This window comes from Pseudomonas sp. FW305-20, from assembly GCF_058788075.1.
Genome location: NZ_JBYTAJ010000056.1, coordinates 1 through 22,509, shown reverse-complemented (window position 1 = coordinate 22,509; position 22,509 = coordinate 1). Strand labels below are relative to the sequence as shown.

Genomic DNA, 22,509 nt, shown 5'->3' with positions numbered 1-22,509 from the left:
TGGACGCTCTGCGTCCGCTTCGGCAGGGACGCGGAGCGTCCCGGGCTGCATTCCCACGCAGAGCGTGGGAACGATCAGTGCCGGATTAGCGCTGAACAACCTGCAGGGTGTTCTTCTCTTTCGGCATAACCCGCTTGGCAACCACGTAGTGTTTTTCCCAGTACGGTTTCTTCAGGGTGTCGATGCTCACCGACTTGCCACGACGCGGCGCGTGGATGAAGCGGTCGTTGCCCAGGTAGATGGCAACGTGATTGACCCGACGACTCTTGATGTTGAAGAAAATCAGGTCGCCAGGCTTCAGATCCTTGCGATCGACTTTGTCGCCATGACCGCTGGCCATCGCATTGGACGTGCGCGGCAGATCAAACGTGGCGTCGTTGAACGCGTATTTCACCAGGCCACTGCAGTCGAACCCTTTACTTGGGCTGCTGCCGCCCCAACGGTAGGGTGTACCGAGGACGTTAACGGCGCGGCTCAGCACGTCGCTGCTTTCCTTGCTCGCCATTGGCGGAACAAGGCCGCTTTTGCTGCTCAGTTGAGGAGCGCGTTTTACGGTCTGTTTGTTTTTGCTCGAAGGAGCAGAAACATGGGATTTAGGGGTGTAACCATTAACGTTAGGAAGACGTTGCTCACGATTGGTGGCGTGGGCGGCCAGTGGCATCAAAAGGCAAATGGTTAGCCATGTCTTGAAAAATGGACGCATTAGGCAAGGCTCATATAAGTTAGCGCGCAACTTTATAACAGCTTTTTTGGCCCTTTCGAGGCCGTTGGTCGATTCAACCTTGGGGTCAACGGAACCAAATAAGCTGAAAATAGACGCGATTGTCGGACACAACGCTTGTGCTACAAGGCTTTGACGGGACACAAGGTAGCATTTGCCATACGTCGGCCACCTGTAAAAAAGTCACAAAGATTTAAAGAATATTTATCTATCGTGTGAATCGAGGTCCTTCATGAACACCTATCAACAGCCTGTCTCGCAACAAGACACGCACAGCAAGGTGATTGGTTACCTGCTGTGGATTTTCGGTTTTACCGGCGCTCATCGCTTCTATTACGGCAAGCCGGTGACCGGGACGATCTGGTTCTTCACCTTCGGTTTGTTGGGTATCGGTTGGCTGATCGACCTGTTTCTGATCCCTGCCATGGATCGTGAAGCGGACCTGCGTTTTACCGCCGGGCCCATTGAGTACAACGTTGCGTGGATTCTGCTGACGTTTCTGGGGGTATTCGGCGTACACCGCATGTATCAGGGGAAGTGGATCAGCGGATTGCTGTACCTGGTGACGGGCGGGTTGTTCTTTCTGGGGGTGCTGTATGACTTCTGGACGCTGAATGACCAGGTATCGATTCGCAATGCGCAGAACCGAGGTGCTTTCCAGTAGTTGTGGCGAGGGAGCTTGTCGGAACGCCGCACCGTCCCGCTGGGCCGCGAAGCGGCCCCAAAACAGGTCTGCTGCGCAGCCCAACGGGGCGGTGCGGCGTTCCGACGAGCCCCCTCGCCACAGGGTCTTACGCCTGGTGGCTGATGCGTCCATCCACCAGGGTGTAACGCACCACGCCCGGCAGGCTATGGCCAATGAACGGGCAGTTTTCGCCTTTGGACAGCCAGGTCTCGCCGGCCACGGTCGAAGCCGCCGGGTCGAACAGCACGATGTCCGCCGGTCCACCTACCGCCAGTTTGCCCGCCGGCAGGCGCAATGCCTCGGCAGGTCCGGTGCTCAAGCGCGCCAGCAGCGTCGGCAGGTCCAGCAAACCGTCTTCCACCAGCGTCATCGCCAACGGCAGCAGCAGTTCAACGCTGCTGATACCCGGCTCGGTGGCCCCGAACGGCGCCAGTTTGGCGTCCCGCTCGTGGGGTTGGTGATGGCTGGAAATCGCCGACACCACTCCCGATTTCACCGCTTCACGCAGGCCATCGCGGTCGGCGCGGGTGCGCAGCGGCGGCTGGACGTGATAGAGGCTGCTGAAATCGATCAGCGCTTCGTCGGTCAGAATCAGCTGATACAGGGCGACATCGGCCGTCACCGGCAGGCCGCGCGCCTGGGCCTGAGCGATCAGGGCCACGCCACGGGCGCTGGTGAGCTGGCTGAAGTGCGCGCGCACGCCACTTTGCTCGACCAACAGCAGGTCCCGGGCCAGCGCCACGGTTTCGGCGGTTTCCGGGATGCCCGGCAAACCGAGGAAGCTGGCGGTCGGGCCTTCGTGAGCCAGGCCGCCTTCGGCCAGGTCATGGTCCTGAGAGTTGAAAATCACCGTCAGGTCGAATGTAGCGGCGTATTCCAGCGCCCGGCACAGCGTGCGGGTGTTGCGGAAGCTGTCCAGGCCATTGCCGAAGGCCACGCAACCGGCATCGCGCAAGGCGATCAACTCGGCCAGCTGTTCACCGTCCAGGCCTTTGCTCAGGGCGCCAATCGGGAAGACTTTGGTGTTGCCGGCCTCGCGGGCGCGGTCGAGGATCAGTTCGGCCACGGCCGAGGTGTCCAGCACCGGTTTGGTTTTCGGCGGGCAGCACAGGCTGGTGACACCACCGGCCGCGGCAGCGCGGGTTTCGCTGACGATTGAACCTTTACGGCTGTAGCCCGGCTCGCGCAGGGCGACGTTCAGGTCAACCAGCCCAGGGGCGGCGACCAGGCCTTTGGCGTCGAGGGTGTCGACGGCGACAAAACCGGCGGGCGCGGCGCCAAGGGCAATGATCTTGCAGGCTTCAATATGGATATCAGTAACTTGATCCAGGCCGCTGGCCGGATCGATGACGCGGGCGCCGAGAATGCTGAGCTTCACTGGGCGTTCTCCTGCTCGAATTGGCGCTGGGCAGTCTGCCCGCTCATGGCCATGGACAACACAGCCATACGAATTGCGATGCCGTAGGTGACCTGGTTGAGGATGACCGAGTGCGGGCCGTCGGCCACCGCCGACTCAATCTCCACGCCACGGTTGATCGGCCCCGGGTGCATGACGATGCAATCCGGCTTGGCCCCGGCCAGGCGCGCGGTGGTCAGGCCGAACAGGCGATAGAACTCACCTTCGCTCGGCAGCAGGCCGCCAGTCATGCGTTCACGCTGCAGGCGCAGCATGATCACCACGTCGACGTCTTTCAGGCCTTCGGTCATGTCGGTGTAGACCTTCACGCCGTACTGCTCGACGCCGATTGGCAGCAGGGTTTTTGGCGCGATCACGCGGATGTCCGGGCAGCCAAGGGTTTTCAGCGCGAGCATGTTCGAGCGCGCCACCCGCGAGTGCAGGATGTCGCCGACGATGGCTACGGAAAGGTTTTCGAAACCGCCCTTGTGCCGACGGATGGTGAGCATGTCGAGCATGCCTTGGGTCGGGTGGGCGTGACGGCCGTCACCGCCGTTGATGATCGCCACTTGCGGGCAGACATGTTCGGCAATGAAGTGCGCCGCGCCGGAATCACCGTGACGCACGACGAACATGTCGGCGGCCATGGCTTCCAGGTTGCGCAGGGTGTCGAGCAGGGTTTCGCCCTTGCTCGCCGACGACGTGGATACGTTGAGGGTGATCACGTCCGCCGACAGCCGCTGGGCGGCCAGTTCGAAGGTGGTGCGGGTGCGGGTGGAGTTCTCGAAGAACACGTTGCACACGGTCTTGCCGCGCAGCAACGGGACTTTCTTCACCGCCCGGGCGCCGACTTCGAGGAACGAGTCGGCGGTGTCGAGGATTTCCGTCAGCAGCTCGCGGCGCAAACCGTCGAGCGAGAGGAAGTGGCGCAGCTGGCCCTGATCATTGAGCTGCAGCGGGCGCTTGGTTTCTAGAGGCGTCATCGCGAGGGGGACTCTCAATAGGGCGAATTAAAGGGCGAGGTCTTGCAGTTCGAGCTTGAGTTCCGGGCCGGACAATTTCACCCGTTCGTGGGCGGCCAGCGACAAAGTCGCGCCGACCACGTTCGGGCGGATCGGCAGCTCGCCGGCGTCCAGGTCCAGCAGGCACACCAATGTCACGCTGGCCGGGCGGCCGTAGTCGAACAGCTCATTGAGGGCGGCGCGGATGGTCCGGCCGCTCATCAGCACGTCATCGATCAGCACCAGGTGCTGGCCTTCGATCTCGAACGGCAGGGCAGACGGGCGTACTTGTGGGTGCAGGCCGTTCTGGCTGAAGTCGTCGCGGTAGAAGGAGACGTCCAGGGTGCCGAGGGGCGAGTCGCTGCCCAGTTCATCGAGCAACGCCTGGGCGACCCAGACGCCACCGGTACGAATACCGATGTAGCGCGGCTCGCTGATGCCACGGTGTTCCAGGTGCGCCTTGAGACGGGTCGCCATCTGGCTGATCAGTTCGGCGGGATTGGGCAGGCTCATGGTTGCTCCTTCTTGGGCCCGAGCTGGGTTCTGCTGGAGAGGTGGCTCGGGTTGTCGCTAAGTAGAGACGCGTGTTGCGGCTCTTCAGGATTCGAACAATGCGGTGTTTTCGTCGAGCCAGCCTTGCAGCAGCAGGGCGGCGGCGATGGCGTCCACCGGGTTGTCGCGGTAGCTGCCCTTTTGTCCGCCACGATCACGCCGTTCACCCTTGGCTTCGAAGGTGGTCAGGCGTTCATCGTGGGTATAGAAGGGCAGGTTGTAGCGGCCGTTGAGGCGGCGGGCGAATTTCTCAGCGCGCAGGCACATGTCACTCGGCGTGCCGTCCATGTTCAAGGGCAGGCCCACCACCACGGCATCGGGTTTCCACTCTTTGATCAGGGCTTCGACCTGATTCCAGTCGGGAATACCGTTTTGTGCCTTCAAGGTGCACAGCTCGCGGGCCTGGCCGGTAATCACCTGGCCGACCGCAACGCCGATCTGTTTGGTGCCGTAGTCGAAACCCAAAATCAGGCGCAGGGCCATCAGGCGTGTCCCGCCTGGCTGGTCAGCAGGCTGAGATTGACGCCCAGGTGCTTGGCCGCTGCTTCCAGGCGCAGTTCGCTGCTGGTGTTGAACAAGATTTCGGCATCGAACGGGCAGGTCAGCCAGGCGTTCTGCGCCAGTTCGGCTTCCAGCTGCCCGGCTTCCCAGCCGGCGTATCCGAGGGCGATCAGGCTTTTTGCCGGACCGACGCCGTCGGCGATGGCGAACAGGACGTCCTGGGAGGTGGACAGGGCCAGTTTCTCATCGAGCTCGACGGTGGCCTGATAGCTCTGCCCCGAGGGGTGCAGGACAAAACCGCGGTCGGTCTGCACCGGGCCGCCGATGAAGATCGGCACATGCTGGCAGAGCACCGGCGGTTCGATCTCGGGGCGCAGTTGCTCGAGGATATCGGCCAGGTTGAGGTCTTGCGGACGATTGACCACCAGGCCCATGGCACCATTGGCCGTGTGCTCGACGATGTAGGTCAAGGTGTGCGCAAAGTTCGGGTCGACCATGTGAGGCATGGCGATCAGGAAGTGATGCTTGAGGTAGCTGGGGCTGACGTTCTTCATGAGCGCTAGTGTGGCGTTGGAGGCGCAAACTGACAAGCTGAGGATGGCGCAATTTGGCAGTTGGCACAGACCAAATGTGGGAGCGAGCCTTTGTGGCGAGGGGGGTTAGCGAAACGTCGCACCGCCCCGTTCGGCTGCGCAGCAGTCGTAAAACCATTGTATGCGGTGTGCCGGTCATAACGGGGTTGCAAGCTTGGGGTCGCTTCGCGACCCAACGGGGGCAAGCCCCCTCGCCACAAAGGCCTGCTTCCACAGGGGGGTGTGGGGGGTCAGTTGCTGGAGAGTCTGTCCCCGCGGGCAAACTTCCAGGTGCGGATGATTTCCAGGCGATCGATATCCGCCAAATCCCCGGTAAACGGTGAAAACGGCGCGGCCAGCCGCACGATGCGCTGCGCCGCCTGGTCCAGCAGCGGTTGCCCGGAGGATTCCAGCACCAGCACTTCAAACAGCGAGCCGTCGCGGTTGATCGAAACCATCAGGCGCAAATTGCCGTAGATCTGCTTGCGTCGCGCTTCGTCGGGGTAATTCAGGTTGCCGATGCGCTCGACCTTCTTGCGCCACTCGTCCTTATACCAGGCGCCCTTGTCGCGCATGGTCGACGCGGCACTCAGGCGGTGGATCCGCGGGCGCTTGGCATACAGCTGTTGTTCGCTGGCCAGTTCCGCTTCCAGGCTGGCGATGTCGCTGGACAGCTGTTCACTGTCGAACGTCGGCGCGGCGACTGCAGGTTTGGTGACGGGCTTGGGTTCTTCGGTTTTGGCCGGGGCCTTTTTCGGCTTGGGCGCGACGGTGGTCACGGCTGCTTTCGGTGCGGCTTCGCGCACTTCAGGCTTGGCCGCCGGCGGTGGCGTGACTTTCTGCACCTTGTTGTCCTGGAAAGGCGCGACCTCGGTGGTCTTGGGAATGGCCTTTTTATCCAGGGTGCCGCTGCCTTGCTGATTCTCTTGAGCGAGGAAATCGGCTTTTTCAGGCTTCTTTTCGCTTTTGAAGGTGGCGAGGGTGATTTCCAGGGTTTTGCTGATTTGCTGGGGTTCGACCATCGTAAAGCCGACGCCCAACAGCAAGGCCAGGTGAATCAGCGCCGCGAGAAACAGAGTAAAACCGAGGCGATCAGCCGGGCGCACGCCACGATGGGCGAGTTCAGCAGGTAGATCGGACGGAAGCGTCATGACAAAAAAACCAACATCGCGTTTTTCACAGGCCGCGGATGATAACGCAATGTTGGTCGTTTCTTGGCTGTTCTATATCAACGGGCCTTGAGCTTCTGATCGATGGCATCCATCAACAGGCCGCCGATGTCGGTGCCAAACGCGTTATCGATCTCGCGAATGCAGGTCGGGCTGGTGACGTTGATTTCCGTCAGATGCTCGCCGATCACGTCGAGACCGACGAACAACAGGCCTTTTTCGCGCAGGGTCGGGCCGACTTGTGCGGCGATCCAGCGATCTTTCTCGGTCAGCGGTCGGGCTTCGCCACGGCCACCGGCAGCGAGGTTGCCACGGGTTTCGCCAGCGGCCGGAATTCGTGCCAGGCAATAATCCACCGGCTCACCGTCGATCATCAGAATGCGCTTGTCGCCATCGACGATTGCCGGCAGGTAACCCTGGATCATGATCTGCTGTTTGCCATGCAGGGTCAGTGTCTCAAGGATTACCGACAGGTTCGGGTGGCCAGCGGTGTGACGGAAGATCGAAGAACCGCCCATGCCATCCAGCGGCTTGAGGATCACGTCGCCGTGGTGATCGGCGAATTCACGCAGTACGTCCGGGCGACGGCTGACGATGGTCGGCGGCGTGCACTGCGGGAACAGCGTGGCGAACAGTTTTTCGTTGCAGTCGCGCAGGCTTTGCGGCTTGTTGACCACCAGCACGCCAGCGCGTTCGGCTTGCTCCAGCAGGTAAGTGGAATAGACGAATTCCATGTCGAACGGCGGATCCTTGCGCATCAGGATCACGTCCAGATCGCTCAGCAGCGCGTCGGTCTCGGCTTCGAGCTCGAACCATTTTTCCGGGTTGGCGAAGACTTTCAACGGACGCATCCGCGCCCGCGCTTCGCCTTCGGCCTGGTACAAATCCCCCTGTTCCATATAGAACAGTTCCCAGCCGCGCTTCTGTGCGGCCAGCAGCATGGCCAGCGAGCTATCCTTTTTGTAGGAAATGCCGGCAATAGGATCCATGACAATCCCGACGCGAACGCTCATGGGTTTTTCCTCGAATTTGGGTGGTCCGATCGGACACGAAAAAGTGGCGTCAGATTGGCGCTCAGTGTGTTCCCGGTCAAGGAAAAACCACCGCGCCGGTCCCCCGATAGATTGCATTTGGAGACTGTGCTAAAAAGGCTGCCATATCGTTCCGGCCCTTAAACATCAAGGGTTTCGAGCCTCCGGTTATCGGAAATGGACAATTTGATTCGCAAAGGCGACGGCAGAGCATTTATGGAACAGCATTCCAGCGCCTTGAAGGTCATGGTGATCGACGATTCGAAGACGATTCGCCGCACCGCCGAAACGCTGTTGAAGAACGTGGGTTGCGAAGTGATCACCGCCATCGATGGTTTCGACGCCCTGGCCAAGATTGCCGACAATCACCCCGGCATCATCTTTGTCGACATCATGATGCCGCGTCTGGATGGTTATCAGACCTGCGCTTTAATCAAGAACAACAGTGCGTTCAAGTCCACGCCAGTGATTATGCTGTCGTCCAAGGACGGGCTGTTCGACAAGGCCAAGGGGCGCATCGTCGGCTCCGACCAGTTTTTGACCAAGCCTTTCAGCAAGGAAGAACTGCTCAACGCGATCCAGGCCCATGTTCCGGGCTTCGCCGCCGTTTTGCCGCAGTAGGACACGCACAGTGACGCTCGGCCAGCGGGCCCGGCGTCGACAAGAATGGGGAAGACCATGGCACGTATTCTGATCGTCGATGATTCGCCGACCGAAATGTACAAACTGACCGGCATGCTGGAAAAGCACGGTCATGAAGTGTTGAAAGCCGAAAACGGCGCCGACGGCGTGGCCCTGGCCCGTCAGGAAAAACCCGACGCCGTGCTGATGGACATCGTCATGCCTGGCCTCAACGGTTTCCAGGCGACCCGCCAACTGACCAAGGACCCGGAAACCGGGCACATCCCGGTGATCATCATCACCACCAAGGATCAGGAAACCGACAAGGTCTGGGGCACGCGCCAGGGCGCGAAGGACTACCTGACCAAACCGGTAGACGAAGAGACCCTGATCAAGACCTTGAACAACGTGCTGGCCGGTTGATCGTCCGGCCATGACCGAGTCGCTGACGGCTTTCGAACTGCTGCTGCAGATCGACCGGCGTTGTCGTCTGCTGGCGGCGGACTTGCCGTCCCAGCCGACCCGACAGGACAGCTGGAGCGGCATCGGCTTTCGCCTGGGCGAACACTGGTATGTCGCGCCAATGGGCGAGGTCAGCGAAGTGTTGCATGAGCCGCGGTTCACCCAGCTGCCGGGGGTCAGGCCTTGGGTCAAGGGCGTGGCCAACTTGCGCGGGCGTCTGTTGCCGATCATCGACTTGAGCGGCTTCTTTTCTGGTAATGAGCCAGGGCATGAGCTGTCAGCCATGCGCAAGCAGCGTCGGGTCTTGGTGGTGGAGCATAACGACGTGTTTTCCGGGTTGATGGTCGATGAAGTCGTCGGGCTCCAGCACTTTGCCCAGGACAGTCTTGAACCGCCGGATACCTTGAGCGGCCCGATTGCACCGTTCATCAAAGGCCGGTTCCAGCGTGAGCAGACCTGGCAGGTGTTCAGCCCGTTTGCGTTGGTGCAGTCACAAGGATTCATGAACGTGGCCATTTGACCGCCGAACCATCCCCTGTGGGAGCGAGCCTGCTCGCGATTGAACGATAACGCGATTTTTCTGATGCACCGCAGCGCCTGAATCGCGAGCAGGCTCGCTCCTACAGGGTTCTCGGCAAGGTTCACAGACGTTGGTTAACAGGCGAGGACCGATGATAAAAGCAAAAACAGGCAAGCCAGAAGGGTCGCGCAGCCGGTCACAGATCATCGCGCTGTTCATCGCGCTGATCGTCTTCATCATGCTGCTGTTCGCCAACTTCGCGTACCTCAACACCCAGGCCACGTACGACAAACAGTACATCGCCCACGCCGGTGAGCTGCGCGTGTTGTCCCAGCGCATTGCCAAGAACGCCACCGAAGCGGCGGCCGGCAAGGCGGCGGCGTTCAAGCTGCTGAGCGATGCGCGCAATGACTTTGCCCAACGCTGGGGCTATCTGAAGAACGGCGACCCAACCACCGGCCTGCCGCCGGCACCGTCCACCGTGCGTCCGGAAATGCGTGCCGTGCAACTGGACTGGGAACGCTTGCTGAAAAACACCGACGCGATCCTCTCCAGCGAACAGACCGTGCTGTCGCTGCATCAAGTCGCCGCGACCCTGGCCGAAACCGTACCGCAGTTGCAGGTCGAGTACGAAAAAGTCGTCGAAACGCTCCTTCAGCGCGGTGCCCCGGCCGCGCAGGTGGCCATGGCCCAGCGCCAGTCGCTGTTGGCTGAGCGGATTCTCGGTGCCGTGAACACCGTGCTCTCCGGTGATGAAAATTCGCAGCAGGCCGCTGACGCCTTCGGTCGCGATGCAGCGCGATTCGGCCAGGTGCTCAACGGCATGCTCCAGGGCAATCCGTCACTGAAAGTCAGCCAGGTTGAAGACCGCGATGCGCGCGCGCGGTTGATCGAGATTTCCGAGCTGTTCGAATTCGTCTCGGGTTCGGTGGATGAAATCCTCGAAACCTCGCCGGAGCTGTTCAAGGTCCGTGAATCGGCCACCAGTATCTTTACCCTGTCGCAGACCCTGCTCGAGGAAGCCTCGCACCTGGCCGGCGGTTTCGAAAACCTGGCCGGCGGGCGCAACACCGACACCATTGGCGGCTACGTGCTGGGCCTGTTGGCGCTGATGTCGATCATCCTCATTGGTCTGGTGATGGTCCGTGAAACCAACCGTCAGCTGCGCGAAACGGCCGAGAAGAACGAGCGTAACCAGAACGCGATCATGCGCCTGCTCGACGAGATCGAAGACCTGGCGGATGGCGACCTGACCGTGACCGCCTCGGTGACCGAAGACTTCACCGGGACCATCGCCGACTCGATCAACTACTCCGTGGACCAACTGCGCGATCTGGTGGCGACCATCAACCTCACCGCTGGCCAGGTCGCTGCTGCCGTGCAGGAAACCCAGGCCACCGCCATGCATCTGGCCCAGGCTTCGGAGCATCAGGCGCAGCAGATTGCCGAAGCCTCCACCGCGATCAACGACATGGCCCAGTCCATCGATCAGGTCTCGGCGAACGCCGCTGAGTCCTCGGCGGTGGCCGAGCGTTCGGTGGAAATCGCCAACAAGGGCAACGAGGTGGTGCACAACACCATCCACGGCATGGACAATATTCGCGAGCAGATTCAAGACACAGCCAAGCGCATCAAACGCCTCGGCGAGTCTTCTCAGGAAATCGGCGACATTGTCAGCCTGATCGATGACATTGCCGACCAGACCAACATCCTTGCACTCAACGCGGCGATCCAGGCTTCGATGGCCGGTGATGCCGGGCGCGGTTTTGCGGTGGTTGCCGATGAAGTCCAGCGGCTGGCGGAGCGCTCTTCCGCCGCCACCCGGCAGATCGAAACCCTGGTGCGGGCAATCCAGACCGACACCAACGAAGCGGTGATTTCCATGGAACAGACCACCACCGAAGTGGTGCGTGGCGCGCGTCTGGCGCAGGATGCCGGGGTGGCCCTGGAAGAAATCGAAGGCGTGTCGAAGACCCTCGCCGCGTTGATCCAGAGTATTTCCAACGCCGCACAGCAACAGACGTCCTCGGCCGGTCAGATTTCCCTGACGATGAACGTGATCCAGCAGATCACCACGCAGACGTCGTCCGGCTCCACCGCCACCGCCGAGAGCATTGGCAACCTGGCGAAAATGGCCAGTCAGCTGCGGCGTTCGGTGTCCGGTTTCACCTTGCCGGCCGCCAAGGCTGAGGTTGCGGATAAAGTGTGAAACGCCTGCGAGCGAATGCTTTTTTTTGAGTAGAGCAGTGATTTGGAGTGGTTATGGGTGATCGGCACGACTATGTGGCCCTCGAGTGGGTCAAAGGCGAGATTGCCGAAACGCTGAAAGTGGCTCACCAGGCGATTGAAACGTTGCTTGATGACCCGCAGGCGACGCACGCCCTCAGCGAATGCCTGGCGTGCGTCCATCAGGTTCACGGCAGTTTGCAGATGGTCGAGTTCTACGGCGCGGCGCTGCTCGCCGAAGAGATGGAACATCTGGTCACCGCCTTGCAACAGAACCGCGTCAGTCATCGCGATGAGACGCTTCACCTGTTGCTGCAAGCCCTTGGTCAACTGCCGATTTACCTCGATCGGGTGCAAGGTGCGCGCCGCGACCTGCCGCTGGTGGTGCTGCCACTGATCAACGATCTGCGCAGCGCCCGTGGCGAAAGCCTGTTGTCGGAAACCAGCCTGTTCAGCCCGCAATTGCCGGACCTGCCGCCCCTGGACGAAGCGTCGCTGGCGCTGCTGGAACCGGCGGATTTACCCAATGTGCTGCGCAAGTTGCGGCAAATGTTGCAGATGGCCCTGGTCGGGTTATTGCGTGAGCAGGACGGCGAAACCAATCTCGGTTACCTGACCAAGGTTTTTGCGCGCCTCGAAGGGCTGTGCGGCAACGCGCCCTTGAGCCCGTTGTGGCAAGTCGCCTCGGCGCTGGTCGAAGGCATGCGCGACGGCTCGATTGCCAACAGCCCGGCGTTGCGCAGCCTGTTCAAGGAGGCCGACAAAGAACTCAAGCGCCTGCTCGAACAGGGCATGCCCGGCATCAATCAGCCGGCGCCGCTAGAGTTGCTCAAGAGTTTGCTGTTCTACATTGCCAAGGCCGAACATCCCACCGGGCAGATGCTGACCATGAAAGATCGCTACGGACTGGACGACGCGCTACCTGACAGCGCAATGGTCGACGAAGAACGCGTACGGCTGGCCGGTCCCGACCGCGATGCCATGCGCTCGGTGTTGGCCGCTTTGTGTGAAGAGCTGGTGCGGGTCAAGGAACGCCTTGATCTGTTTGTGCGCAGCGACCGCCAACACACCTCGGACCTCGAAAGCCTGCTGGCGCCCCTGCGGCAAATCGCCGACACCCTGGCGGTGCTCGGTTTCGGCCAGCCACGCAAGGTCATCATCGATCAACTGGCGGTTGTGCTGAGCCTGGCCCAGGGCCAGCGTGAGCCCAACGACGCGATCCTGATGGACGTCGCCGGTGCCTTGCTCTACGTCGAAGCGACGCTGGCCGGCATGGTCGGCACCGTCGAGCCGGAAAGCCAGGAAGACAGCCGCCTGCCGACCACCGACCTGACCCAGATCCATCAGATCGTGATCAAGGAAGCGCGCATCTGCCTGCAACAGGCCAAGGACATGATCGTCGACTACATCGACGCCGACTGGGACCGCCAGCACTTGCAGCCACTGCCGGCCTTGCTGACCCAGGTGCGCGGTGCATTGGCGATGATTCCGTTGAGCCGTGCGGCGAGCCTGATCGAAACGTGCAACCACTTCATCCGCGAGCACCTGCTGCTGGATCCGGATCATCCCGGCTGGCAGGAGCTGGACAGCCTGGCCGACGTCATCACCAGCATCGAGTACTACCTGGAGCGCCTCGGCGACGACCCCGAAGCGCCGGGCGAAAAGTTGCTCGACGTCGCGGAAAAAAGCCTGGCCGCACTCGGCTTTTTCCCCAGCGAGCAACAGGTGCCGGTGCTTGAAGATGTGCTCAGCCCGAGTGAAGCGCAGGTCATGCAGGATCTGCAGGAACTGGACGACCCTGAGACCGTCAAGTCGCTGGCCGATGTGTTGGCCAGCCCTGTGTCCTCCGTCAATCCGCCCGCCCTGACGACCCCGGGAAGCCTGTTGCCGCCGCCCAGCGGTGAAGAACCGGTGGACGATGAGCTGCGGGAAGTGTTCCTCGAAGAAACCGATGAAGTGCTGGAAATCCTCCGGGAGTACCTGCCGCGCTGGACGGCTAACCCCGACGATAAGCCTGCCCTGAGCGAACTGCGCCGGGCATTCCACACCTTGAAAGGCAGTGGCCGGATGGTCCGTGCACTGGTGCTGGGCGAGCTGGCCTGGGCGGTGGAAAACCTGCTCAACCGTGTGCTGGAACGTAGCGTTGCGCCGGGGCCGGCGGTGCAACAACTGCTGGGCGATGCGCTGAATCTGCTGCCAGAACTGGTGGCCGAGTTTGCCAACCATGCCCAGCGCCAGCGCAACGACGTTGACCAATTGGCCGCACGCGCCCACGCCCTTGCCAAGGGCGATACGCCTGCCAGCGATGAAGATACCCAGGATGTGGCGGCCCTCGATCCGCTGTTGCTGGAGATCTTCCGCAAGGAAGCCGAGACCCATCTCGCCAGCCTCAACCGCTTCCTCGATAAAGCCGCCGAGCACGTGCCGTTGCAGGCCAGCGACGAGTTGCAGCGGGCGCTGCACACCCTCAAGGGCAGCGCCTCCATGGCGGGCGTATTGCCAATCGCCGAGCTGGCGAAGCCGCTGGATCATCTGGCCCGGGAGTACAAGGCGCACCTGCTCGCCCTCGACCTGGACGAAGTCGAACTGCTGCTCGAAGCCGAAGGCTTGTTCCGTCTCGGCTTGCGACAGCTCAAAACCGATCCACTGGCGGAGATTCCCGGCGCCCGCTCATTGATCGAGCGAACCCAGGCGTTGCTGGTCGAGCGCCTGGAAACGCTCCTGAGTGCACCGAATTCCGGATTGCGCATCAAGCGTGATCCGCAACTGATCAACAACTTCCTCGCCCAAGGCATGGACATCCTGCTGGACGCCGAAAGCCTGTTGCAGCGCTGGCAGCAACATCCCGGCGAGCGTCAGGAACTCAGTGCGTTGCTGGACGAATTGACCACCCTCGGCGAAGGCGCGCACCTGGCTGATCTGCATCCGGTGGATGAGCTCTGCGAAGCCTTGCTCGACCTCTACGGCGCGGTGGAAGAAAGCAGCCTGGCGGTCAGCGAGGCGTTTTTCCATGAAGCGCAAAGTGCCCATGAAGCGCTGATCAACATGCTTGACGAGCTGGCCGCCGGCCAGGAAGTCAGCCCGCAACCGCAACGCATCCGGGCCTTGCGCGGCTTGCTCGATGAGAGCCTGGATCCGTCGGCGATGGGGCTGATTCGCAGCGATGGCAGCCGCACGCTGAGCATCCGGGAACTGGGCAGTGCCACGGCCGAACTGGAACAGACCGCGACCCAGGTCGAGCTGGACGACGAGATCGTTTCGATCTTCCTCGAAGAGGCGGTGGATATCCTCGAAAGCGCCGGTCAGGCGTTGCAGCGCTGGCTGGACGACCCGGATAACGCTGCGCCGCTGTTGTCGTTGCAGCGAGATTTGCACACCCTCAAGGGTGGTGCGCGGATGGCCGAAGTCGAGCCGGTCGGTGAGCTGGCCCATGAACTGGAAAGCCTTTACGAAGGCCTGGTGGATCGCCGCTACGCTTACAGCGAAGCCTTGGCGCACTTGCTGCAACACAGTCATGACCGGCTCGCGCAGCTGCTTGAACAGTTGCAGAACCAACAGCCATTGGGCGATCCGGGTGAGGTGATCGAGGCCATTCGCGAGTTTCGCCAGGGCAACGCCAGCGCTGTTGAAGCGGTCGAACCGGCACGGGCCGAGGATTCACCGGGGCATGATCCAGAGCTGCTGGAGATCTTCCTTGAGGAAGGTTTCGACATCATCGAAAACTCCGGCGCGGCGTTGGTGCGCTGGCAGGCCGAGCCGTCGAATCGTCAGGAAGTGGAAACCCTGCTGCGTGATTTGCACACCCTCAAGGGTGGCGCGCGGATGGTGGAAATCGCCCCGATCGGCGACCTTGCCCATGAGCTGGAATTCCTCTACGAAGGCCTGTCCGCTGGCGTGCTGCAACCCACCGCCGCGTTGTTCGGCTTGTTGCAAAGCAGCCACGACCGACTGGCGCAGATGCTCGACGCGACCCGCGCCGGTCAGCCTTTGCCGCCCGCCGATCAACTGATCGATGAGATCAGGAATTTCAGTCATCCGGCCGTGCCCGAAACACCGGCGCCGGTCCAGGTGCCTGCAACGCCGAAAATCGAGACGCCGGTACAGCAACCCGATGCCAGCGCGGACATGGTCAAGGTCTCGGCAGAACTGCTCGACGACCTGGTCAACCTGGCCGGCGAAACCTCGATTTTCCGTGGGCGGATCGAACAACAGGTCAACGATGCGCGTGTGACCCTCAGCGAGATGGAAACCACCATCGAGCGCATGCGCGACCAATTGCGCCGGCTCGATACGGAGACTCAGGGGCGGATTCTCAGCCGTCAGCAAGTCGAAGCCGAACGCCTGGGCTACGAAGAATTCGATCCGCTGGAAATGGACCGCCACTCGCAGTTGCAACAACTGTCGCGCGCGCTGTTCGAATCCGCCTCCGACTTGCTCGACCTCAAGGAAACCCTCGAGCGCCGCAATCAGGACGCGGAAAACCTGCTGCAACAACAGGGCCGCATCAACACCGAATTGCAAGAAGGCCTGATGCGTACGCGCATGGTGCCGTTCGAGCGGATGCTGCCGCGCTTGAAGCGGATCGTCCGCCAAGTCTCCGGCGAATTGGGTAAGGACGTGGAATTCATTGTCGGCAATGCCGAAGGCGAGATGGACCGCAACGTCCTCGAACGCATGGCCGCGCCGCTGGAACACATGCTGCGCAATGCCGTGGATCATGGCCTGGAATCGGCCGAGGTGCGTATCGCGGCGGGTAAACCGGCTCAGGGTCGTATCACCCTCGACCTGTCGCGAGAGGGCGGCGACATCATTTTCGACATCCGCGACGACGGTGCCGGCGTGCCGCTGGACGCGGTGCGGAGCAAGGCGATCAAGCGCGGGTTGCTGGCCCCGGACAGCGACATCAGCGACCGCGACGTGCTGCAGTTCATCCTGCAACCGGGGTTCTCCACCGCCGAGAAAATCACCCAGATTTCCGGGCGCGGCGTCGGCATGGACGTGGTGCATGAAGAGGTCCGGCAACTCGGCGGCAGCATGAGCATCGACTCTGTGCCGGGGCAGGGCGTGCACTTCCGCATTCGCCTGCCGTTCACCGTGTCGGTCAACCGGGCCTTAATGGTGCAATGCGGGGAGGATCAGTACGCGATCCCGCTGAACACCATCGACGGCATCGTTCGCGTGCTGCCCAACGAACTTGAAGGGCACTACCGGCTCGATCCGCCGACCTACCAATACGCCGGGCAACACTATGAACTGTGCTACCTCGGCGAACTGCTGAAAACCAGCCACCGTCCGAAACTGCTGGGCCAGAGCCTGCCGTTGCCGGTGTTGCTGGTGCAGTGCAACGAGCGGCACATCGCGGTGCAAGTCGACGCCATGGCCGGCACTCGCGAGATCGTGGTCAAAAGCCTCGGCCCGCAATTTGCGGCGGTGCAGGGTTTGTCCGGGGCGACGATTCTCGGCGATGGGCGGGTGGTGCTGATTCTTGATTTGCTGGCGCCGATCCGTGCGATGCAGGCCCGTTTGCCGCAACAGCCAGTGACTCAGGACGCGGAAGTCGAGCCGCATAAACCGCTGCTGGTGCTGGTGGTCGATGACTCAGTGACCGTGCGCAAGGTCACCAGCCGTCTGCTGGAACGCCACGGCATGAACGTGCTGACCGCCAAGGACGGGGTCGACGCCATGCTGCTGCTTGAAGACCACATGCCTGACCTGATGCTGCTGGACATCGAAATGCCGCGCATGGACGGTTTTGAAGTCGCGACCCAGGTCCGCGCCGACGAACGTCTGCAGCACCTGCCGATCATCATGATCACCTCCCGCACCGGGCAGAAACACCGCGACCGCGCCATGGCCATCGGCGTCAACGACTACCTCGGCAAGCCATACCAGGAATCGGTGCTGCTCGACAGCATCCACCTGTGGAGCAAAACCCATGCTTGAACACCGCACCAGCAACCTCACCGGCCTGCTGCTGCCCTTGGCTGACCGCAACCTGATCTTGCCCAACGTCGCTGTGGCGGAGCTTATCGATTACCAACCCAGCGCCTTCGACCTCGACACACCGCCGTGGTACCTGGGGTTGGTGAAGTGGCGGGATCGACAGATTCCGTTGATCAGTTTCGAGTCGGCATGTGGGCAGAAAATCGTCATCGGCGAGCGGGCACGAATCGTCATCCTCAATGCGCTCGGCGGGCGACCGGATCTGAAATTCATTGCCTTGCTGGTGCAGGGGATTCCGCGGTCTTACAAGCTTGATAGTCAGCTGAGCTATGTGGATGTGCCGTTGTGCTCGCTGGAACAGGCGGCGGTGCAGGTGGGGGAGCAAGTGGCGAAGGTGCCGAATTTGTTGGCGTTGGAGGAGTTGCTCGTAAAGGCCGGTTTGGCCAGCTGATCGTTGACTGGCCCCCAACTGATCGTTCCCACGCAGAGCGTGGGAACGATCATGGCATCGGTTTCTGCGCTAAACCCGGCGTGAGCCTTCCACATCGTCCGCTCCAGAAGTCGCGTTAATCTCAAAAAAGTGTGGAGCTTGATCTGGCCTCATCGCGAGCAGGCTCACTCCCACATTGGGTCGGCGTCGTCTACAAAACCCCTGTGGGAGCGAGCCTGCTCGCGATGGCGTCGGCATGGTCAACCATTAACCTGACCCTAACGATCCGTCTCCACCCAACACCCTGAGGTGATTGCCGGACAGCGCTCACAAGGTGGCATTGTGTTCTGAAACATTGCGCTTTTAGTCTCAAGGCCTGAGCCTTGCGCGATGCGGTAATGAATCTTGAGGTGAGCAACGCATGTATCACGGGGAAAGATTGAACGCCTGGACGCATCTGGTCGGGGCGGTGGCAGCGTTTGTCGGGGTGGTGTGGATGCTGGTGATTGCCAGCATGGACAGTAGCCCGTGGAAGATTGTCAGCGTGGCGATCTACGGGTTCACCTTGTTGGTGCTTTACAGCGCGTCGACCGTTTACCACAGCGTGCGTGGACGCAAGAAAGCGATCATGCAGAAGGTCGATCACTTCTCGATCTACCTGTTGATTGCCGGCAGCTACACGCCTTTTTGTCTGGTGACATTGCGCGGTCCGTGGGGCTGGACTCTATTCGGGATTGTCTGGGGGTTGGCGCTGATCGGCATCCTGCAAGAAATCAAACCGCGCTCGGAAGCGCGGATTCTGTCGATCGTGATCTATGCGGTGATGGGCTGGATCGTGCTGGTGGCGGTCAAGCCGTTACTGGCGGCGTTGGGCAGTACAGGTTTCGCCTGGCTGGCGTCGGGCGGCGTGCTGTACACCGTGGGCATTGTCTTTTTTGCGCTGGACAGTCGTTTGCGCCATGCCCACGGGATCTGGCATCTGTTCGTGATTGCCGGGAGTTTGCTGCACTTTGTGGCGATCATGTTTTATGTCCTTTGAGGCCTCTAAGGGATCAAGCGATCCAGCTGCGCCTGCGCCCGTCGGCTGAACACCTGCAACAAGTCGCTCAGGGTGTGGGGCGGCGGTTCGTCGGCGCGGGTTATCGCATACAAGGTGATCGGTAGCGCGGGTGCCAGAGGTCGAATCGCCGTGGCGGCGGGGGATGCGCCGAGCGCGGTAAACGGGTCGATCACTGCCAGCCCGGCGCCGGATTCAACCATCGCCCGCGCCAGCGAATAGGTCTGCACGGCGATGCGAACCCGTGGTGGCGGCTCGACCGCCTCAAGGTAGCTGTCGAGCCTGGCCGCGAGCGGGTCGGCTCTGGACAGGCCGATCAGCGGCGCACCGGCCAGTTCGATCAATGGTAATGGTTGGCCCAAGGCGTCGTCGGCCCAATAACCCAACGGCGCCAGCGCCACCAACACCCCGCAAGCCAACACCTGCGCCTTCAGGCCCGGGTGATCCGGCGGTTGCAAGGTCAGTGCGACATCCACTTCGCGCATCAACAAATTCTGCATCAGCTCACGGCTGTGGGCGCTGGACAGCTCGCAGACGATGTCCGGGTAGCGTTGCGTCCACTCGTTGATGGCCGGCGGCAGCAGCGACAAGGCCAGCGCCGGAATCGCGCCAATCCGTACGCTGTGACCCGGCTCGCGTCGCAGGCTCTGGGCCAGACGTCGCACGCCTTGCAGGCTTTCGGTGACCTTGTCGACTTCGCGCTCAAGCTCCAGCGCTTCGGGCGTGGCCTGCAATTTACCGCGCACCCGCAGGAACAGCGGGAAGCCCAGTTGCTGCTCGGCGTGTTGCAGCACTTTGCTCACCGCCGGCTGCGACACGTGCAGCAACTGCGCGGCGCCACTGACCGAACCGGTCTGGCGAATGGCCTGGAAAATCTCGATGTGTCGCAGTCGCATGGCAAGTCCATAACCTTTGTTTATGGGTCAAGCATCTTTATGCATTGTTCAACGCCTGTCACCTGGTCCTAATCTGAGGCCTGTTTCAACAACGGTTAAGGACAGACATGGCTCAGCGGGTTTGCATCATCGGTGGCGGCGTCATCGGGCTGACGACGGCTTACGCACTGGTGCGCGACGGCATCGACGTGACGCTGATCGAGGCCCGGGATTCGTTGGGCAGCGAGACCAGTTTCGCTAACGGCGGCCAGTTGTCCTACCGTTACGTCGCGCCGCTGGCCGATGCCGGCGTACCGCTTCAGGCGCTTGGCTGGATGCTGCGCGGTGACTCGCCGTTGAAGCTGCGCCCGCGCCTGGACCCGGCGCAATGGCGCTGGATGGCGTCCTTCCTGGCGGCTTGCCGTCGTTCGGTGAATCAGCGCAACGGCGCGCACCTGCTGCGTCTGGCGCTGCTGAGCCAGTCCACACTGCAAGGCTGGCGCGAAGAAGACCGCCTCGACGGTTTCGACTGGCGGCGCAACGGCAAACTGGTGACGTTTCGTGAAGCCGCGAGTTTCGAGCATGCGCGCCATGGCCTGGCCGATCCGCAACAGCAACACGTGCTGTCGCAGGCCGAATGCGCACAACTGGAGCCCGCACTCGCTGAGGCGCCGTTTGTGGGCGCGATTTATACCCCCGACGAAGAGGTCGCCGATTGCCATGCTTTCTGCCAGCAACTGCTGGCTCGGCTCCAGGCCTCGGGGCGGTGCGAGTTTTTGCTCGGCCGCAAGGTCACCGGCATTCGCCACGTGGACGGCGCGGTGCAGGCCGTCGAAATGGGTTCGCAAGTGCTGCCGGTCGAGCAACTGGTGATTGCCGCCGGCCATCGCAGCCCGGCGCTGGCATTGCCGGGCATGAACCTGCCGCTGTATCCGCTCAAGGGCTACAGCCTGACTTTGCCCATCCGCGCCGAACATCGTGCGCCGGAGCTGAGCATCACCGATTACAACCGCAAGATCGTTTACGCCCGCCTCGGTGACCAATTGCGCGTGGCGGCGATGGTCGACATTGTCGGCTTCGACCCGGCGCTCGACCCCAAACGCCTGGCGCTGATCAAGCGCCAGGCGCAGGAAACCTTGCCCAATGCCGGCGATTACGACGCCGCCATCGAATGGGCCGGCATGCGCCCGGCCACCCCCAGCGGCGTGCCGTTGATCGGGGCCACGGCGTACCGCAACCTGTGGCTCAACCTCGGCCATGGCGCCCTGGGTTTTACCCTGGCCTGTGGCAGCGCCCGGTTGCTCAGCGAGTTGATCGCCCGGCGCACACCGTCGATTGAAATGCAGGGCCTCGCCCCCCGCGTCGCCTGACTTGAAAAGGAAAAACCGATGAGCATCAACCGTATCAACAGCAACAGCCGCCTCTCTGGCGCGGTGACCTTTGGCGATCTGGTGTTTCTCTCGGGGCAGGTGCCGGGTGACAGCACTGACGTTACCGGCCAAACCGCCGAGGTGCTGGCGAAGATCGACGCGTTACTGGCCGAGGCTGGCAGCGACAAGGATCATCTGCTCAACGCGACCATTTACCTGAACGACATCGGCCGCGATTTCGCCGCCATGAACGAGGTCTGGTCGCAGTGGCTGTCACCGGGCAAAGCGCCGACCCGGACTACTTTGCAGGCGCAACTGGCCCGCCCAGAGGTGCTGGTGGAAATCACCGTGATCGCCGCCCGCCGCTAATCGTTTAAACCCACAACGGAGAATAACAATGCAAAAAATCACGTTGATCGGCTGCACCCTCGGCCTGCTGCTCGCCAGTCAGGTCCAGGCCAACGAAGCGCCGCTGACCGGCACGCTGAACAAGGTCGCCAATGCCAAGAGCATCACCCTGGGCTATCGCGACGCGTCGGTGCCGTTCTCCTACGTGGGTGATCACACGGGGCAGCCGATGGGCTATTCGGTGGACCTGGCGAGCAAGATTGTCGAGCGCATCAAGCAAAAACTCGAGCTGCCGGATCTGCAGGTGAAGTACAACCTGGTGACCTCGCAAACGCGCATTCCACTGGTGCAGAACGGCACGGTCGACCTTGAATGCGGCTCCACCGGCGTGACCGCTGAGCGCATGCAGCAAGTGGCGTTTTCCTACGGGTTTATCTACGTGAAGGGGCAGTTGCTCACTTCGAAAGACAGCGGCATAAAAAGCTTTGCCGACCTGCGCGGCAAGAACGTCGTGACCACCGCCGGCACCACCAACGAGCGGTTTCTGAAGAGCTACAACATCGATCACAAGATCGATATGTTCGTGATCAGCGCCGAGGACCACGGCGAAGCGTTCCAGATGCTGCAGTCGGGTCGGGCGGCGGCGTTCTACATGGATGACGCGCTGCTCTACGGCGAACGCGCCAAGGCCCGCGATCCGCATAACTGGGTGGTGGTGGGCGAGGAGCAGTCGCGGGAAATCTACAGCTGCATGGTGCGCAAAGGTGACCCGCAGTTTCTCGAATTGGTGAACTCGACACTTGCCGATCTGTACAGCTCAGGGGAAATCAACGGCATCTACAACCGCTGGTTCCAACAGCCGATTCCGCCCAAAGGCCTGAACCTGGAATTCCCGATGACCAGCGAACTGAAAGCAATCATCGCCAAACCGGTGAGTGATCCGGTGCAATAAGATCGTTCCCACGCTCTGCGTGGGAATGCCTCAAGGGACGCTCCGCGTCCAGTGACGCGGAGCGTCACGGGCTGCAT

20 protein-coding genes are annotated in these 22,509 nt (G+C 61.6%); 11 read left to right on the top strand and 9 right to left on the bottom strand.

Annotated features, from left to right (window positions below; all coding sequences use genetic code 11):
- Window positions 1–85 precede the first annotated feature (85 nt).
- Complete coding sequence (locus AC3WP4_RS27640; protein ID WP_074871646.1) at window positions 86–703, bottom strand: C40 family peptidase; 618 nt, start codon at window positions 701–703, stop codon at window positions 86–88.
- 250 nt (window positions 704–953) lie between these two features.
- Between AC3WP4_RS27640 and AC3WP4_RS27635 the strand changes: the two genes are divergently transcribed.
- Window positions 954–1,385: an NINE protein gene (locus AC3WP4_RS27635; RefSeq protein WP_076029430.1), complete on the top strand. Its 432-nt coding sequence runs from the start codon at window positions 954–956 to the stop codon at window positions 1,383–1,385.
- Between the two features lie 127 nt (window positions 1,386–1,512).
- Here AC3WP4_RS27635 and AC3WP4_RS27630 read toward each other — a convergent pair whose 3' ends face one another.
- The 7 genes from AC3WP4_RS27630 to gshB form a co-directional block, all read right to left on the bottom strand.
- Window positions 1,513–2,784 carry a dihydroorotase gene (locus AC3WP4_RS27630; protein ID WP_102616671.1) on the bottom strand — a complete coding sequence of 424 codons (1,272 nt, stop codon included), beginning with the start codon at window positions 2,782–2,784 and terminating at the stop codon, window positions 1,513–1,515.
- Window positions 2,781–3,785 carry an aspartate carbamoyltransferase catalytic subunit gene (locus AC3WP4_RS27625; RefSeq protein WP_074871640.1) on the bottom strand — a complete coding sequence of 335 codons (1,005 nt, stop codon included), beginning with the start codon at window positions 3,783–3,785 and terminating at the stop codon, window positions 2,781–2,783. Before AC3WP4_RS27625 ends, AC3WP4_RS27630 begins: the two co-directional genes overlap by 4 nt.
- 27 nt (window positions 3,786–3,812) lie before the next feature.
- Window positions 3,813–4,316, bottom strand: a complete 504-nt coding sequence (gene pyrR, locus AC3WP4_RS27620; protein ID WP_008152613.1) for a bifunctional pyr operon transcriptional regulator/uracil phosphoribosyltransferase PyrR — start codon at window positions 4,314–4,316, stop codon at window positions 3,813–3,815.
- A gap of 84 nt (window positions 4,317–4,400) precedes the next feature.
- Window positions 4,401–4,838 (bottom strand): Holliday junction resolvase RuvX, encoded by a 438-nt coding sequence (gene ruvX / locus AC3WP4_RS27615; RefSeq protein ID WP_005792259.1) that lies wholly within the window; start codon window positions 4,836–4,838, stop codon window positions 4,401–4,403.
- Window positions 4,838–5,410, bottom strand: a complete 573-nt coding sequence (locus AC3WP4_RS27610) for a YqgE/AlgH family protein (protein ID WP_074871638.1) — start codon at window positions 5,408–5,410, stop codon at window positions 4,838–4,840. Before AC3WP4_RS27610 ends, ruvX begins: the two co-directional genes overlap by 1 nt.
- 269 nt (window positions 5,411–5,679) lie before the next feature.
- Complete coding sequence (locus AC3WP4_RS27605) at window positions 5,680–6,579, bottom strand: energy transducer TonB (RefSeq protein WP_074871636.1); 900 nt, start codon at window positions 6,577–6,579, stop codon at window positions 5,680–5,682.
- Window positions 6,580–6,656: 77 nt separating this feature from the next.
- Window positions 6,657–7,610, bottom strand: a complete 954-nt coding sequence (gene gshB, locus AC3WP4_RS27600) for a glutathione synthase (RefSeq protein WP_074871634.1) — start codon at window positions 7,608–7,610, stop codon at window positions 6,657–6,659.
- Between the two features lie 234 nt (window positions 7,611–7,844).
- Here gshB and pilG point away from each other — a divergent pair, with 234 nt between their 5' ends.
- The 7 genes from pilG to trhA all read left to right on the top strand — a co-directional run bounded on the left by pilG (window position 7,845) and on the right by trhA (window position 18,869).
- Window positions 7,845–8,249 (top strand): twitching motility response regulator PilG, encoded by a 405-nt coding sequence (gene pilG, locus AC3WP4_RS27595; RefSeq protein WP_008152601.1) that lies wholly within the window; start codon window positions 7,845–7,847, stop codon window positions 8,247–8,249.
- A gap of 57 nt (window positions 8,250–8,306) precedes the next feature.
- Entirely contained in the window at window positions 8,307–8,672 is a 366-nt protein-coding gene (gene pilH / locus AC3WP4_RS27590; RefSeq protein ID WP_008068134.1) for a twitching motility response regulator PilH, read from the top strand.
- A 10-nt stretch (window positions 8,673–8,682) separates the two neighbouring features.
- Complete coding sequence (locus AC3WP4_RS27585) at window positions 8,683–9,231, top strand: chemotaxis protein CheW (protein ID WP_074871631.1); 549 nt, start codon at window positions 8,683–8,685, stop codon at window positions 9,229–9,231.
- A gap of 151 nt (window positions 9,232–9,382) precedes the next feature.
- The gene (locus AC3WP4_RS27580; protein WP_102616670.1) at window positions 9,383–11,440 is read left to right on the top strand and encodes a methyl-accepting chemotaxis protein; all 2,058 of its coding nucleotides are present in this window, start codon (window positions 9,383–9,385) and stop codon (window positions 11,438–11,440) included.
- A gap of 53 nt (window positions 11,441–11,493) precedes the next feature.
- Window positions 11,494–17,400: an Hpt domain-containing protein gene (locus AC3WP4_RS27575; protein ID WP_102616669.1), complete on the top strand. Its 5,907-nt coding sequence runs from the start codon at window positions 11,494–11,496 to the stop codon at window positions 17,398–17,400.
- Window positions 17,393–17,851, top strand: coding sequence for a chemotaxis protein CheW (locus tag AC3WP4_RS27570; protein ID WP_074871622.1), 459 nt, complete (start codon window positions 17,393–17,395; stop codon window positions 17,849–17,851). The genes AC3WP4_RS27575 and AC3WP4_RS27570 overlap by 8 nt, the downstream gene beginning before the upstream one ends.
- A gap of 400 nt (window positions 17,852–18,251) precedes the next feature.
- The gene (trhA, locus tag AC3WP4_RS27565) at window positions 18,252–18,869 is read left to right on the top strand and encodes a PAQR family membrane homeostasis protein TrhA (RefSeq protein ID WP_102616668.1); all 618 of its coding nucleotides are present in this window, start codon (window positions 18,252–18,254) and stop codon (window positions 18,867–18,869) included.
- Between the two features lie 5 nt (window positions 18,870–18,874).
- Here the strand turns inward: trhA and AC3WP4_RS27560 are convergent, their stop codons facing one another.
- Window positions 18,875–19,783, bottom strand: coding sequence for a LysR family transcriptional regulator (locus tag AC3WP4_RS27560; protein ID WP_102616667.1), 909 nt, complete (start codon window positions 19,781–19,783; stop codon window positions 18,875–18,877).
- A gap of 107 nt (window positions 19,784–19,890) precedes the next feature.
- Between AC3WP4_RS27560 and AC3WP4_RS27555 the strand changes: the two genes are divergently transcribed.
- Genes AC3WP4_RS27555 through AC3WP4_RS27545 form a run of 3 tightly spaced genes read left to right on the top strand, consistent with a single transcriptional unit; the run spans window position 19,891 to window position 22,432 of the window.
- Window positions 19,891–21,132: a D-amino acid dehydrogenase gene (locus AC3WP4_RS27555; protein WP_102616666.1), complete on the top strand. Its 1,242-nt coding sequence runs from the start codon at window positions 19,891–19,893 to the stop codon at window positions 21,130–21,132.
- 18 nt (window positions 21,133–21,150) lie between these two features.
- Window positions 21,151–21,501, top strand: coding sequence for a RidA family protein (locus AC3WP4_RS27550; RefSeq protein WP_074871612.1), 351 nt, complete (start codon window positions 21,151–21,153; stop codon window positions 21,499–21,501).
- 28 nt (window positions 21,502–21,529) lie between these two features.
- Complete coding sequence (locus AC3WP4_RS27545) at window positions 21,530–22,432, top strand: transporter substrate-binding domain-containing protein (protein ID WP_102616665.1); 903 nt, start codon at window positions 21,530–21,532, stop codon at window positions 22,430–22,432.
- Window positions 22,433–22,509 lie beyond the last annotated feature (77 nt).

Bases quoted from the DNA above. Each gene is read 5' to 3' on its own strand.
- AC3WP4_RS27640 (WP_074871646.1), bottom strand. From the start codon at position 703: ATGCGTCCATTTTTCAAGACATGGCTAACCATTTGCCTTTTGATGCCA.
- AC3WP4_RS27635 (WP_076029430.1), top strand. From the start codon at position 954: ATGAACACCTATCAACAGCCTGTCTCGCAACAAGACACGCACAGCAAG.
- AC3WP4_RS27625 (WP_074871640.1), bottom strand. From the start codon at position 3,785: ATGACGCCTCTAGAAACCAAGCGCCCGCTGCAGCTCAATGATCAGGGC.
- pyrR (WP_008152613.1), bottom strand. From the start codon at position 4,316: ATGAGCCTGCCCAATCCCGCCGAACTGATCAGCCAGATGGCGACCCGT.
- ruvX (WP_005792259.1), bottom strand. From the start codon at position 4,838: ATGGCCCTGCGCCTGATTTTGGGTTTCGACTACGGCACCAAACAGATC.
- AC3WP4_RS27610 (WP_074871638.1), bottom strand. From the start codon at position 5,410: ATGAAGAACGTCAGCCCCAGCTACCTCAAGCATCACTTCCTGATCGCC.
- AC3WP4_RS27605 (WP_074871636.1), bottom strand. From the start codon at position 6,579: ATGACGCTTCCGTCCGATCTACCTGCTGAACTCGCCCATCGTGGCGTG.
- gshB (WP_074871634.1), bottom strand. From the start codon at position 7,610: ATGAGCGTTCGCGTCGGGATTGTCATGGATCCTATTGCCGGCATTTCC.
- pilG (WP_008152601.1), top strand. From the start codon at position 7,845: ATGGAACAGCATTCCAGCGCCTTGAAGGTCATGGTGATCGACGATTCG.
- pilH (WP_008068134.1), top strand. From the start codon at position 8,307: ATGGCACGTATTCTGATCGTCGATGATTCGCCGACCGAAATGTACAAA.
- AC3WP4_RS27585 (WP_074871631.1), top strand. From the start codon at position 8,683: ATGACCGAGTCGCTGACGGCTTTCGAACTGCTGCTGCAGATCGACCGG.
- AC3WP4_RS27580 (WP_102616670.1), top strand. From the start codon at position 9,383: ATGATAAAAGCAAAAACAGGCAAGCCAGAAGGGTCGCGCAGCCGGTCA.
- AC3WP4_RS27575 (WP_102616669.1), top strand. From the start codon at position 11,494: ATGGGTGATCGGCACGACTATGTGGCCCTCGAGTGGGTCAAAGGCGAG.
- AC3WP4_RS27570 (WP_074871622.1), top strand. From the start codon at position 17,393: ATGCTTGAACACCGCACCAGCAACCTCACCGGCCTGCTGCTGCCCTTG.
- trhA (WP_102616668.1), top strand. From the start codon at position 18,252: ATGTATCACGGGGAAAGATTGAACGCCTGGACGCATCTGGTCGGGGCG.
- AC3WP4_RS27560 (WP_102616667.1), bottom strand. From the start codon at position 19,783: ATGCGACTGCGACACATCGAGATTTTCCAGGCCATTCGCCAGACCGGT.
- AC3WP4_RS27555 (WP_102616666.1), top strand. From the start codon at position 19,891: ATGGCTCAGCGGGTTTGCATCATCGGTGGCGGCGTCATCGGGCTGACG.
- AC3WP4_RS27550 (WP_074871612.1), top strand. From the start codon at position 21,151: ATGAGCATCAACCGTATCAACAGCAACAGCCGCCTCTCTGGCGCGGTG.
- AC3WP4_RS27545 (WP_102616665.1), top strand. From the start codon at position 21,530: ATGCAAAAAATCACGTTGATCGGCTGCACCCTCGGCCTGCTGCTCGCC.